The following is a 13,692-nucleotide window of genomic DNA, read 5'->3' on the forward strand; positions in this document are numbered from 1 at the left end:
TTCCCCTTCCGGCTAAATATCACTACGATTGCTCATTACTTCCGCCAGCTTCTCAAACGTCTCGATAAAAGTTAGCGCCTCTTGCTCGTCGAAATATTGAATGAAATGGGAGAGGATCTCATGAATCTTCTCTTCCATCTTGTCATTCATCTGCTTGCCTTCTTCGGTCAACGTTAAGTAAGTGACCCGCCGGTCCTTCTCGCCTTGCATTCTTTGTATGAGCTTCTTATCAAACAACCGATTAATAATAGCGGTTATTGAACTTCTGCCTACACAAAAAATGTCTGCTAACTCAGAAGAAGTGCTTTTTTCCTGCGACCGTATGTAACGCAGCGTCGCAAATTGATCAAGCGTCAACTCATTTGGCAATTGCTCGCGAATCATCGCATTTAGTCGACGATTAACGAGAAAATTTGCTCCTTCATAACGAGCGATGATTTGCTTCAGTAACACCAAGTCCACTGTGATGGCCTCCCTCTTATGCAGAACTCATCCTTCACCACAAAATGATTCTACTGTAGAATAGTTCGATAATAGAACTATATCAGAGGGAAACATTCAAATCAACGCTTTAGATTTGAACGAATCGTGAACAAATAAGTTGAAATAATGGGACTTACTGTTTGCTTTTATTGAACAACAATTTATATACTATTGGGGTAATCCTAAATTCATTCACTGGAGGAATGCCGAATGTACGATATCGTTATTATTGGTGCTGGTCCAGCTGGAGCAAGCGCGGCTATTTTTGCAGCGAAGGCAGGCAAGAAGACGCTTGTGTTTGAGAATAACAAAGGAATGACAAAGCGTGCGTGGTTTGAGAATTATTATGGCATTATGGAGATCGGCGGTCCCGACCTTGTCGAAACGGGCAAAAAACAAGCCGAGAAATTCGGAGCGGATATCAAGGAGGAGACGGTACAAAATATCGTTGCCATTGATGGCGGCCTGCGGATTGAAACAGATGCTGCCAGCTACGAAGCGAAGCATGTGCTCGTTGCGACAGGCGTATCCATTGAGCTGGCAGAGCATATCGGACTTGCAACAAAGCCGGGTACTGAGCCGCGCATCAAAACAATTATTGAAGTCGATTCAGCCGGCAAAACGAGTATGGATGGGATCTGGGCTGCAGGAACGGTTGCGGGCGTTAGTGTGCATGCAATCATTACAGCAGGCGACGGCGCGAAAGCTGCCATTAATATTATCAGTGAGCTGAACGGTGAGCGTTACGTGGATCATGACATCCTTAAGGCATAGAAGAGAAGGATATAATAGATAAACTCAAGGGGCTTTCTCCAGGTCTACGACCTAAGAGAAAGCCCCTTCGCATGTAATACCCTCCTAAACAACAATTGTCCTATGATGAGCTGAACGTTATGCGGTAGCTTCCGCGCCTGCTGCTGTTTGATTGTTAGAGGCGGTACTGTTCGGACGTTCACCCCGAGGCCCTTTCCTGCCTTGGCCGTCAGGTCCGCAAGGCTGCTGCACGTTATTCACAAACTCAGTTGCATGCGTGGCTGCCTCTGCAAGCTTCGTGTTATACTGCTCTTGCGTAATCGTTCCCGCTGCCAGCTCCTCGTCAAGCTTCTTTTTCCGCTCGCTTACTCGTGCATCAATTACTTTCTGTACATCAATGCCCTTATCCTTTGCAATTGCTGCAATCGTCTTGCCCGCCTCAACCTCTCCCTTCAACTCATCTGCGGTCAGTCCCATTACTGCTGCCACTGCAGCCAGATTCCCACCTTCGCCAAATGGTTTGCCGCCGCGGTGCCCCCCATGACCAAAGCCTTGGGAATCAAGCAGCTTCTCTGCAACAGTTGATGTATCCGGCTTTGCCCGCAGCTCACCCGTGTCAGTCTGCTTGTCCACATTAGCTTTCGCATCCACATCTGTCTTAGCTGGTGCCTCTGCCTCCGCCGCTTCCAGCCACTCTACGAGCTTCGCCTTCAGCTCAGCTCGCGTTTTCCCTTGCTCAGCAGCAGCCTCTGCCAAAGTTAACGTCTCCAGCTTCGTCTGAAGCGCTGCTTTCTCTATTCCTAAGTATGCTAGAAGCTGATCTTCGATGCGATCAAAACCACGTCCGAATCCATCCTGTTTCCATGAACGATCCATCTTAACTCCACTATTATCTGACTTTCCCTGCTCGATCTGCTTATCTCCGCTGTTAGCCGCAGCCGCATTTACGATTTGGCTTGCCCATAGGCCTCCGCCTCCGATCGCCAGTGTCAGTGCAATTGCTCCTGCTGTAATAGCTCTTGCTTTCAGCATTGTGTATTCCACCTTTCTTATTCATTTGTTGTTACAACACCTATCATAACCAGCAATACTTAAACCTCCTTTAAGGCTAGCTGAAAATTTACTGAATATGGTTGTTCAGGTAATCTCCTTGCCAAAATTCGACAATATCCACCACAAACCATTATTCCTCTTCTTTTTTGATTCCAAAATTGAACACTTTTCTAACATTAAGCCTAGTATTTTTCTAATAAAAGTGCGATATTGTAAATACAGAGTACACACCTTGAACGGTCTGAAAATGGATAATATGTTTTTCTACTTCTACATTTTTCGACAATCTTCTCAACTATATGTTCCCTACTAACTACTAATATAAGAGGTGTGGTTTGCATGTTACGTATGAAAAACAAAAGCTTAGTTGTTACCAGCTCAATTGTATTGGCTCTACTGTTAGTTGTGCTTATTGGTGTTACAGAATATTTATCGTACTACTCTCAGAAAAAAAACTATTTAGATGAAATCGAACGGATAGGCGAAACGCTTAGTTACCAAATGGAGGCTGAGCATAATCTGATTACGTTCGGCTATAACGAAATAACGGCGGGAAATGACACGCATAATGAAACATTCGACCTGCTCAAGCTGCAGCTTGATTCCATGATTAGAAATGATATTATCAACAATGCTTACGTTTTTATGCCAGAGGTAATTGAACAGGACGGCAAAAAGTTTCTAAAAGTGATGCAGAGTAATGAGGAGCTCTTCTCCAAAGGCCTTGTCCCCGGAGAAAAATATGAATTGAGTCCCGAATACGAAACCGCTGCTGCTGAAGCCCTAGAGAAAGGTTCAGCTGTAACGGATGTAATAGAAGATGATTATGGGCAGCTAATTTCTTATCTTAATCAAATAAAAGATCCCAACGGAAAGGTTATCGGTATATTCGGCATCGACGTCGACTACCAAAAAATTAGTAGCGCAATGTCCTCTCTTTTATGGAAAAGCATAACTATTTCCATGATCTTGTCGGCTATCGCTATCGTAATCATCGTCTTCTTGATTCGCATGGTGCTGAAGCCGCTCAGAAGGCTTGCCGAGGTATCCTCGTTAGCGGCAAAAGGAGATTTAACGTTAGCCGTTGCTGTCAAAGGCAGCAATGAAATAGCTCAAGTTTCCACAGCTTTTAACGAAATGATTGCAAGCCTGCGCCAGCTTACCAGCAGCATTCGGACCACTTCAGATGAAGTCGCTGGGTCCGCCTCCCATATGCAGCAAAGCGCGGAGCAGACGTCACGAGCGACTGAAGAGGTTACAGAGGCGATTCAAGAGGTTGCTTCCGGATCAGAGACACAGCTGCAAAGCTTCCAAGAATGCCAACGAGCGATGACAGAAATGACGATCGGCATTCAGAGAATTGCAGAATCAACTTCCTCGGTATCCGAGCTTGCAGCTGATACGACCGCTCTTGCTTCTGAAGGAGAGACCGTCATTGACCAGACGCTGCAGCAAATGCAAACCATTGAAGCCAATGTGGTTGCAACCGTATCAACCCTGCACGAATTGAAGGAGCAGAGCGATCATATTAGCAATATTCTAGCGCTGATTGGTGATGTGGCGACACAAACGAACCTTCTTGCCCTTAACGCTTCCATTGAAGCAGCGCGCGCAGGCGAGCATGGCAAAGGCTTCGCAGTTGTGGCTCATGAAATACGGAAGCTGGCTGAGCGGTCCAAGGAATCGTCAGAACAAATTGGAACGATTCTGCACAGTATCGGTGCCCATACCTCAACCGCTGTTGCTTCGATGGAGCAATCGGTTGACGCAGCGCGTGTCGGATCAACCATCTCGCGTCAGGCAGGCGAGTCATTCCGCACGATTGTAACTTCCATTCGCGATGTTTCGAGCCAAGTGCAGGAAGTTTCCGTGGCATCGGAGCAAATGTCGGCTGGCAGTGAACAGATTGCTGCATCACTGGATGAGCTTGAGACGATTACGGCTAATGCGACCGGAAATTTGCAGCGCGTTGCCGCCGCATCCGAAGAGCAGCTTGCTTCCATGCAGGAGGTTGCCAGCTCTTCAGAGCAGATGCGTAGTTTGGCAGAATCCTTGAATGAGGCAGTTGGGCGTTTTAAAACCTGATTTGCATGCATGAGAAAAAGGGCTGTCTCTTCGAATTATTTCATCATCTGATGTTAAATCTTATTAGGCTGTGATTAGGCAGCAATAAACCCAAAAAAAGCAAAACAGCCGAACAGATATAAAACTCTGTTCGGCTGTTTTTACATGAGTATAAGTACTTTTGAGACAACCCATAGCTTCCGCTATGCGGGCAAAGCTGAGCCAAGCTGCAGCTGGTACATAGCAAAATACTTGCCGCCATGCTCCATCAGCTCTTCGTGGCTGCCGCGCTCTACGATAACACCACGATCCAGCACGAGAATTTGATCTGCATTGCGGATGGTCGATAGACGATGCGCAATGACAAACGTCGTGCGGCCTTTCTTCAGCACATCCAGCGCCTCTTGAATGATCGCTTCCGTCTCCGTATCGATGCTGGCTGTTGCCTCATCAAGAATAAGGATGGCAGGATCATAGGCCAGCGCCCTAGCGAAGGAAATCAACTGTCGCTGACCAGCCGACAAGGTGCTTCCTTTCTCGATAACGGGCGCATCTATGCCTCCTGGCAGTTGGCTGAACATCTCATAGGCTCCGACATCACGAAGCGACTGCTCAATTTTCTCCCGGCTGATCGCCGGATTATCCAGACTAATATTTGACGCAATCGTACCGGTGAACAGAAACGGATCCTGCAGCACGATGCCCATATGCTGCCTGAGCAGCTGCTTCGGCATGTCGCGCACATCAGTTCCATCCACTTTAATTTGGCCTTCATTCGAATCATAGAAGCGGAACAGCAAATTTAAGATCGAGCTCTTGCCTGAGCCGGTATGACCAACTAGCGCAAAAGTCTCGCCTTGACGAGCGTGGAAGGAAATATGCTTCAGCACATACTCGTCTTTCTTGTAAGCGAACGAAACATCATCGAATTCCACATCGCCTTTGTAGCGTTCCATCCTTCCTGTGACAACGTCAATTCCTTCCTCATCCATCAGCTTAAACACACGTTCAGCGGACACTCGAGCTGTCTCCAAATTTGAAAGCTGGTTGACAATGCCTACAATTGGAGCAAACATCCGGTTCATTAGATCCACAAACGCATAGAGCACTCCCACCTCAATTGCAGAGCTAAGCGAATCGCCCCAGAACATCCAAATAACGACAAGGAACAAAATATTACGCACAACGTTAACCAAATTATGCGACGTGATGGAATTGAGGCTGAGCAGCTTGTTTTGATACTTATAATAATGCTCATTCAGCTCTTCGAACTCCTTCGTCGTCTCTTTCTGGCGGCGGAAAGCTTGAATAATGGTCATTCCTTGAATCGATTCATTGATCATGCCGTTGATCTCGCTGAGCTTAGCCCGAATTATTCGGTTATAGCGAGCGGCAAACCTGCGGTACACCGTAATCCAAATGATTAAAATCGGGATGAGCGGCAGCGCAAGAAGTGCTAAGCGAGCATCCAATAAGAACAACGCGCCGTAGATCGCACCCATATAAATAATGCCTGTAAAAAAGTTAGCCAGCACCGCAACGTAAAGCTCGCGAATCGCTTCCGTATCATTCGTAACACGCGAGACGACCTGCCCTGCCGACAAATTATCGTAATAATTGACCGGCAAGCGTTGTGTATGCGCAAAAATATCTGTTCGCATCTTGCGCACGATGCGATTGGCTGACGTTTGCAGCATAAGACGCTGACCGTATGAGAAGGCAGCCACTAGAAGCAGCAAACCAAAATACATAACAGCTAGCTTAATAATGGCCGGAAACTCCGGCTTATAGAAGGAGTAAAGCTCATTGTTCGAAAGCTTCGTTACGGGATATACTGCTGTTTCTCCCGTATCCTTATTCGTAACTGTAAGTGTATCTCCAGCTATTTCACGTTTTCCGACCTCGAAGCGAAGCGCCTCGTCCAGCCAATAAAATTGACGGCCAACCTGCAGCACGCGAACCTCTTTGCCTCTCTGCTCCGAAGCAGCAGATGCGAAGTGATCCTCGCGCTTATACCATTTATCTTTATAAAGAACCGCATAGTCTTGTTCTGCATCGACCTCATGCCATTTCTTCTCGATGCCGAGAATGTTCTGGTCAATCATCCGTTTTGCAATAAACGGTCCTGCCAGCTCTGCGGATACGGCAAGCAATAGCAGCAGCAGCGCCAGCAGGATCGGTTTTTTATAAAGCATGGCGTATTGAAACAATCGTTTTCCTGTATGACCCATTGTCCTTCACGCCTCCCATTTATTACGTTTCAATAATAGCCTCAAGCTGCTGGCGATCATACTGCTCCCGATACCAGCCCCCAAGCTCAAGCAGCTGCTCATGCGTGCCTTCCTGCACGATTCGACCTTCATCCAGAACGATAATCCAATCGGCATGCTGCACCGCCGACAAGCGATGTGTCGTAATCAGCGTCGTTTTGCCCGCTCGTTCTGTACGAATGCCTTCAATAATTTCGGCTTCAGTCTTCCCGTCAACCGCCGAGAGAGCATCATCCATCAACAAGATCTCCGGATCGGCAATGAGCGCCCGCGCGATACTTACACGCTGCTTCTGTCCGCCGGACAGCGCAACGCCTTTCTCACCAACCATTGTCTCTAGACCGTCAGGCAGAAATTTAATATCCTTTGCGAACGAAGCTCGTTCCAGTGCTCTCTGCAAATCCTCGTCCGTGCCTTCCTTAAGGCCGAAAAAAATATTGTCGCGAATCGACTTTGAGAATAGGATAGGCTGCTGCGGTACATAGCCGATCCAGCCAAGCAGATCATCTTTCTTCAAGCTGCTGAGAGGCGTGCCGGATATGCTTATATCTCCGCGGCCAAGCGGATACTCTCTTAGCAGCTGCTTCAGCAATGTTGTCTTGCCGCTGCCAGTCCGACCGACGATACCGAGCGTTTGTCCTTGGCGCAGCATAAAGGAGATATTGCCCAAATTATCGGTGGTTGAGGACGGATAACGGAACGTTACATCCTGGAACTGCAGCGAGGATGGCTCCTCTACCCGAACAGGGACGCTTGAATCTGCAACATCGGGCTTATAGCCAAGCGTCTCACTGACCCGGTCGAGCGACGCATTGCCGCGCTGCATAATGTTAATAAGTTCGCCAATGGCGAACATAGGCCAGATCAGCATCCCGAGAAATACGTTAAATGAGACCAATTCTCCAAGTGTAATTTCATTGTGGAAAACTAAGTAGCCGCCGTAGCAAAGGCCGATCAAATAGCTTGTTCCGACGAGAATTTTCATCGTAGGCTCAAACAATGCTTCAATTCGAGCGACGGCGATATTTTTGTTAAGCACATCTTTCGTCTTCTCGGCAAAGCGCGCCTCGCTTGCTTCCTCCTGTACGAACGCCCGGATAACCCTTACACCGGACACGGATTCCAGCACGCCGTCATTCAAATCACCGAAAGCGTTCTGCGCATCCATAAATCGTTCATGATTTTTTTTGCCGTAATGCTTCATCGCCAGCGCCATCAGCGGCAGAGGCAGCAATGAGGCAAGCGTGAGCTTCAGACTAATAAGTGTGGACATCACGATAAGTATCGTAATCATGAACAGGGTGGAGTCAACCAGCGTCAATATGCCGAAGCCCGCTGTAGTCGCAACTGCTCCAAGATCATTCGTTGAGCGCGCCATTAGGTCACCCGTCCGATTGCGTTCATAGAAGGTCGGGGTCATCTTAAGAAAGTGCCCCATCAGACGCGACCTTAGCAGCTTCTCTAATACGAATGCCCCGCCAAACAGCTGATAATGCCATATATACGTTATGATATAACCGACTACCGTAATCGCGATCCAGCTGTAAAATATGCGGTCAAACTCTGCCTGCCCCAGCAGGTCCTGATGAATGCCATCAATGGTATAACCAATCAGCCAAGGCGGAATAACATCAATAAATCCGGTAAAAATAAGGAGTGAAATGGCGACGGTATACCGTTTCCAATTCGATTTGAAAAACCAGCTTAATTTTGTAAGTACGCTAAACATGCTTCTCTATCACACCTTCCACTATCCATCCAAGCCTCGTTATGCTTCCGTTTACTCCCAATAAAAACAAAAAAAGCGCGTCGCCGCAGCAACACGCTTCTTCCTATCGCGGGACGCGGCATAAACAGCCGACGATTCTCGCGAGCATAGAAAAGGCGCATAGTTACGGTTGCGTAACCATGCGCCTTTGATGACGGGAACACCCTTAATCAAAGATTAAACGACGCGCGGATGGATTACGTTATTCATGTTCAAACGATGATTCAATGCTGCAATTAGATTAAAATGATTGTGATTGCTCATGGAACGTAATCCTCCTCTCGTAAAATATATTAGTCAATTTACCATCTCATAAAAATACTGTCAAGGTATTTTTTGTTTATAAATGTTCTCTCCTGGAAGCATAAAACTCGCTTCGAAAGCTAGCGTGCTGTCACAAATCGTTGCGGATTAGTGTGATCTCGATCACAATGCCAGCCGCGTCTTAAGACTATACTTGGCTTATTCAATACGCAAAAAAAACAGTCATACTGGAGGGGTTAGTTATGTTAAGCGCAAAATCCATTCAAATTATTAAGTCAACGGTTCCTGTATTAGAGGTTCACGGGGTGACCATTACGAAGCGCTTCTATGAGCTGCTGTTCACCAATCATCCAGAGCTCTTGAACCTTTTCAATCAAGCTAATCAAAAACAAGGCAGACAACAGACAGCACTAGCTAATACCGTTTATGCGGCGGCACAGCATATTGATAATTTAGCGGCAATCATTCCTGTCGTGAAGCAAATTGGACATAAACATCGTAGTCTAGGCGTGAAGCCTGAGCATTATCCTGTCGTAGGCAAGTATTTGCTGATGGCGATTAAGGATGTACTGGGGGACGCGGCTACTGATGAAATATTAAATGCTTGGGCGGAAGCGTACGGTATCATAGCGGATGCGTTTATTGGCATCGAGCAAGAAATGTATGAGGAGACACATACAAAGACTGGCGGTTGGGAAGGCTTTCGTGATTTTCGAGTGGAGCGAAAGGAAAAGGAGAGCGATGTCATCACTTCTTTCTATTTGGTTCCGGCGGATGGCAAGCCATTCGCGAGCTTTGAGCCCGGACAATACGTAAGTATTAAGGTGAATCAGGAAGGCGCAGAGCACACACAAATTCGCCAATATAGCTTATCCGATGCTCCCAGAAAGCCCTATTACCGTATCACGGTTAAGCGCGAGGATGGGGATCAGCATCGTGAAGCAGGCCATGTATCCAACTATTTGCACCATGATGTACAAGAAGGAGCCATCCTATCGCTATCGGCTCCAGCAGGTGATTTCATCTTGCATACGCCTGATGAACGTCCTGTCGTACTGATTAGCGGCGGAGTTGGCTTGACGCCAATGATCAGCATGTTGAATACGCTCATTAACGAGGAACCGAATCGTACAATTACTTTCATACATGCAGCCCAGAACGGCGACGTCCATGCTTTTAGAGAACAAGTGAATGCTCTTGCTGCGAAGCATCCACAGCTTTCTGTCTACTACTGCTATAAGGAGCCAACAGAAAGAGACCTTGAGCAGCAGCTTTTCCATAAGGAAGGTTATATCGATTCCCCTTGGCTGCAATCCGTCATCACAGACACTAGCGCCGCTTATTACTTCTGCGGTCCAACGCCAATCATGTCTGCGATCAATGGCATCCTTCAGCAATGGGGCATACCGAATTCGGATATTCACTTTGAGTTTTTCGGTCCTGCAGCAAGTCTAGAGCCTGCCGCTATAGGCTAGCTTCTCTCCTTCATTACAGGGACTTCGACTGGGCACGCAGCAAGCGGTTGACTGTTTCACGACGGAGGCCGATGAGTTGTCCGATCTCATCCTGAGTCAGCACATCCGTTAGCGGGGCTGGACCTATATATGCAGCGAACCATTGCTGCAGCTTAATCAGCTTATTCGCAGGCTCGACTTCCGTTAACTGATCGATGCGCTGCTGCATCATTCTCAGCTTGCCTTGGAGGAGCAAAGCAACTTCACGGCTCTTCTCCGGGCTTCTTCCCAGCGCTTCATACCATTGCTCAGGCGATACGCTGTCCACTTCACAAGTGACAAGCGCAATAGCTGAACCATGATTCGACATCGGACTGATCAGCGAATGATGCGGTATGACTTCATCTGGTACGATGATGTTAACAAGAAACGGATGTCCGTCTTCATGAACTCTCACAATCTTAAGCAAACCGCTTCTCAAGTGAAAGAGTGAGCCGATTTCCCCTTGATTAAATAAGGTTTGTCCTTTATGCAGCAGCATGCAATGCCTCCTCCTTTCTTCCAGCTCAGCCGGAAATCCGGCTGGGCTTTTTCTTTTCCCCAAAAAACATAAGCCTATCTCGGATTAAGAAATGGTAATTAAAACGATTTGACGGTGCTAGAATGTGAGAGTTACAATGTTACCTGCTGAGCAAAAAATCAGATGCATTCCATACAGAAAGAAGGCAAATTAACTACATGCGCATCAAGACCTATGCAATCTGCATTTATATCATCTTCATTTACTGGATTTCCTTACATATCCCACATATGAGCACCTTATTTTTCCCTACATTAGGCGCTTTCAGTCTATTATTCATCTCGCGTCCATTCGAGAAAGCACAACTTCGAAAAATTGCTATCGGTGCTATTCTATCGTCTTTTATTGGCTCATTATTCGTTTATTGGAGCTCTGGCGTACTTTCCTTGCTTCTAACGTTGGTAATCGTCATTTTCTTCATAAATAAATTCAAGTGGAATGCTCCACCGATATTGTCCGTTGCACTTATTCCTTTTTTCACGCATACATCGCTAATATGGGTCGCTCCAGTATCTGTTGCCGGTTCACTGCTTGGGTTACTGCTTACCTTATCCGCAGCCGCATATTTGGAGAAGAGATGCGCTGCATTAGCTTTTTTCCTAAGAAGAACGACAGAAGCGAAATCTGATTCCGCTCTATAATTACTTCTTCCACTCCTCCGGCAGCAGCCGTTGATACTGATTTTGCAAATACCGATCGTCTATGAGCACAAGCGTTCCACGATCGGTTTCCGAGCGAATCAAGCGCCCGCCAGCCTGCAGCACCTTATTCATACCAGGGAAGACGTAAGCATAGTCATAGCCGTTCTTGCCGTCCTCGTTGAAATAGTCTCTCAGCATATTCCGCTCCACACCAATCTGCGGCAAACCAACACCAACAACGATCACACCGATTAATCGATCTCCCGCCAAATCAACACCCTCTGAGAATACGCCGCCCATAACTGCAAAACCAATTAATGAGCGCTCGTTCCCTGCTTGAAAGCTCTCTAAGAAGCGATCCCTCTCCTCCTCAGACATATCCGTTCTCTGAAGCAGCACCTCTGAATCGGATTCCGAGCCAGCGGGGATAGACCACTCCTTAAGCTCCATATAGGTCTCATATACCGCGTTCATATAGGCGTATGAAGGGAAAAACACGAAATAATTACCCGGCCGCTCGTCCATCAGCTCCATAATCAGCTTTGCAATCGGCAACTTTGATTCATCTCGATCATGATAACGGGTCGATAGCGGTTTAATGACAACATCAAGCTGCTCCTTTGAGAAGGGTGACGGAATCGCGAGTGTGTAGTCATCCTCCCCCGCTCCAAGCATGTCCATATAATACGATACAGGTGAGAGGGTGGCGGAGAAATAAATATGGGATCGATACCCTTTGCCCATCCCCTGCAGCAATTGCGAGGGGTCAAGGCAAAACAGCTTCAGCCGAACATCATTCTTCGACAGCTCGGTGTAGACGACATACCGATCATCGTACAGCTTTGCTGTTCGGACAAAATTTTGCGCTGCAAAATACGTATCAAGAAGCAGCCCGCCGCCGCTTCCGCTAATACCGGCCGCAAGCGCCTGTCCGGCAGCAGATGCGAATGCATCCACCAGCGCAACGAGCTCCTCAGGCAGCTGCCGCTCGATTAATTGAGGCGCACCGTCGCTTCTTTTGCGCAGTGCAATGAAATAATCATTAACTTCCTTCGCCGTGCGATAGCCTTCGCCATGCACACCTTTCAGTTCACGCTGAAGCGCTAGAAATGGAGATTTAGAGAGCTCAGCTGAGAACATTTCACGCGCCCGGTCAACTAAATTATGCGCCTCGTCCACAAGCAGCGCTGTCCGCTTCTTCATCTCCGCATATTGACGCTTAAGCGAGATACGCGGATCAAAAATATAATTGTAATCGCAAACGACCGCATCAGCCGCATACGCCAAATCTAGCGAGTACTCAAATGGACATACCATATGCTTCCGTGCATATGCTTCAATAACCGATCTGGTCATGACCGTCTCGTTGTCTAATATATCAAGCACTGCTCCATTTATCCGATCATAATAGCCGTCCGCATAAGGACAATGATCTTTCTCGCAGCGCACTTCCGTTTGAAAACAAATCTTATCCTTTGCCGTTATCGTAACAGCGTGAAGCTGAAGCCCCTTACCGCGCATCAATAGAAGCGCATCCTCGGCAGCCGCCCGCGTCGTCGTTCTCGCTGTCAAATAATAAAACCGCTGCAGCATGCCCGCTCCCATCGCTTTGATCGTCGGGAAAGTAGTCGATATGGTTTTGCCGATGCCGGTTGGCGCCTTGGCAAATAAACGCACGCCTTCCTCAATCGATTTGTATACCGCCCCAGCCAGCTTGCGTTGTCCAGCGCGATACCCATCAAAAGGAAAGGCAAGCTCCCGAATGCTCTCATTTCTCGCCTGCTCGTGCTTGCGGCGCTGCTGCGCATAGGGTGCGTAGCGTGCGACCGTATCATAAACGTATTGCTCCAGCTGCGGGAAGCTGACCTCCCGCACAAACCGCAGCTCCTCCTCTGTTTCCGTCTGCACATAAGTCAGCTGAACACGCATTGCCGCCTGATCATGCTCCTTCGCGTACATATAGGCATAGAACAGCGCCTGCGCCCAATGCACAGGGGCACCGTCCTCGGTTATCCTTGATAGATCGCCGCTTGTCGATTTAATTTCGTCCACAGTAATGAGCGGTTCTGTCATCAGCAGCCCGTCACAGCGTCCATCCACGACAAAAAGCAGATCATCCACTGTGATGTCTGCTTTTACGTAGACCTCCTTGAGATCCTGCTCGCCATAAGTTCGCTGTACTCTCTGATGCGCCTTGGTGCCCTCATGCATCGTATCGATCGCGTTTAGCCGCACATCGATGCTCCCGCTGCGAAATACATATTCGACTAAGTTTCTCACCGATATCGTGACCGTATCATCCATTAGCATATCGTCCTATCAACCGCTCCCATAAAGAACATTTGTTCTTTTATTGTACCAC

10 protein-coding genes are annotated in these 13,692 nt (G+C 47.6%); 4 read left to right on the forward strand and 6 right to left on the reverse strand.

Annotated features, from left to right (window positions below):
* Positions 1–12: 12 nt before the first annotated feature.
* Complete coding sequence (locus CEF13_RS27135; protein WP_102715718.1) at positions 13–462, reverse strand: MarR family winged helix-turn-helix transcriptional regulator; 450 nt, start codon at positions 460–462, stop codon at positions 13–15.
* 231 nt (positions 463–693) lie between these two features.
* Here CEF13_RS27135 and CEF13_RS27140 point away from each other — a divergent pair, with 231 nt between their 5' ends.
* Positions 694–1,257, forward strand: a complete 564-nt coding sequence (locus CEF13_RS27140; RefSeq protein WP_102715720.1) for an FAD-dependent oxidoreductase — start codon at positions 694–696, stop codon at positions 1,255–1,257.
* 117 nt (positions 1,258–1,374) lie between these two features.
* Here the strand turns inward: CEF13_RS27140 and CEF13_RS27145 are convergent, their stop codons facing one another.
* Positions 1,375–2,268 carry a hypothetical protein gene (locus CEF13_RS27145; protein ID WP_102715722.1) on the reverse strand — a complete coding sequence of 298 codons (894 nt, stop codon included), beginning with the start codon at positions 2,266–2,268 and terminating at the stop codon, positions 1,375–1,377.
* Positions 2,269–2,628: 360 nt separating this feature from the next.
* Between CEF13_RS27145 and CEF13_RS27150 the strand changes: the two genes are divergently transcribed.
* Positions 2,629–4,374 (forward strand): methyl-accepting chemotaxis protein, encoded by a 1,746-nt coding sequence (locus CEF13_RS27150; protein WP_102715724.1) that lies wholly within the window; start codon positions 2,629–2,631, stop codon positions 4,372–4,374.
* Between the two features lie 182 nt (positions 4,375–4,556).
* Here the strand turns inward: CEF13_RS27150 and CEF13_RS27155 are convergent, their stop codons facing one another.
* Together CEF13_RS27155 and CEF13_RS27160 are read right to left on the reverse strand one after the other, a co-directional pair.
* A complete protein-coding gene (locus tag CEF13_RS27155; RefSeq protein ID WP_102715727.1) occupies positions 4,557–6,584 on the reverse strand; it encodes an ABC transporter ATP-binding protein in 2,028 nt (675 codons plus the stop codon).
* A gap of 22 nt (positions 6,585–6,606) precedes the next feature.
* On the reverse strand, positions 6,607–8,352 hold the full coding sequence (locus tag CEF13_RS27160) for an ABC transporter ATP-binding protein (RefSeq protein WP_102715729.1): 1,746 nt from the start codon (positions 8,350–8,352) through the stop codon (positions 6,607–6,609).
* Positions 8,353–8,897: 545 nt separating this feature from the next.
* Between CEF13_RS27160 and hmpA the strand changes: the two genes are divergently transcribed.
* The gene (gene hmpA, locus CEF13_RS27165; protein WP_102715731.1) at positions 8,898–10,130 is read left to right on the forward strand and encodes an NO-inducible flavohemoprotein; all 1,233 of its coding nucleotides are present in this window, start codon (positions 8,898–8,900) and stop codon (positions 10,128–10,130) included.
* A gap of 13 nt (positions 10,131–10,143) precedes the next feature.
* Here hmpA and CEF13_RS27170 read toward each other — a convergent pair whose 3' ends face one another.
* The gene (locus tag CEF13_RS27170) at positions 10,144–10,650 is read right to left on the reverse strand and encodes a Crp/Fnr family transcriptional regulator (RefSeq protein ID WP_102715733.1); all 507 of its coding nucleotides are present in this window, start codon (positions 10,648–10,650) and stop codon (positions 10,144–10,146) included.
* 197 nt (positions 10,651–10,847) lie between these two features.
* Between CEF13_RS27170 and CEF13_RS27175 the strand changes: the two genes are divergently transcribed.
* Positions 10,848–11,330: an HPP family protein gene (locus CEF13_RS27175; protein WP_102715735.1), complete on the forward strand. Its 483-nt coding sequence runs from the start codon at positions 10,848–10,850 to the stop codon at positions 11,328–11,330.
* On the opposite strand, the gene CEF13_RS27180 is transcribed toward CEF13_RS27175, so the two are convergent.
* Positions 11,331–13,634, reverse strand: a complete 2,304-nt coding sequence (locus CEF13_RS27180) for a helicase C-terminal domain-containing protein (protein WP_102715737.1) — start codon at positions 13,632–13,634, stop codon at positions 11,331–11,333.
* Between the last annotated feature and the right edge of the window lie 58 nt (positions 13,635–13,692).

Source organism: Paenibacillus castaneae (assembly GCF_002884445.1).
Classification (GTDB): domain Bacteria; phylum Bacillota; class Bacilli; order Paenibacillales; family Paenibacillaceae; genus Pristimantibacillus; species Pristimantibacillus castaneae.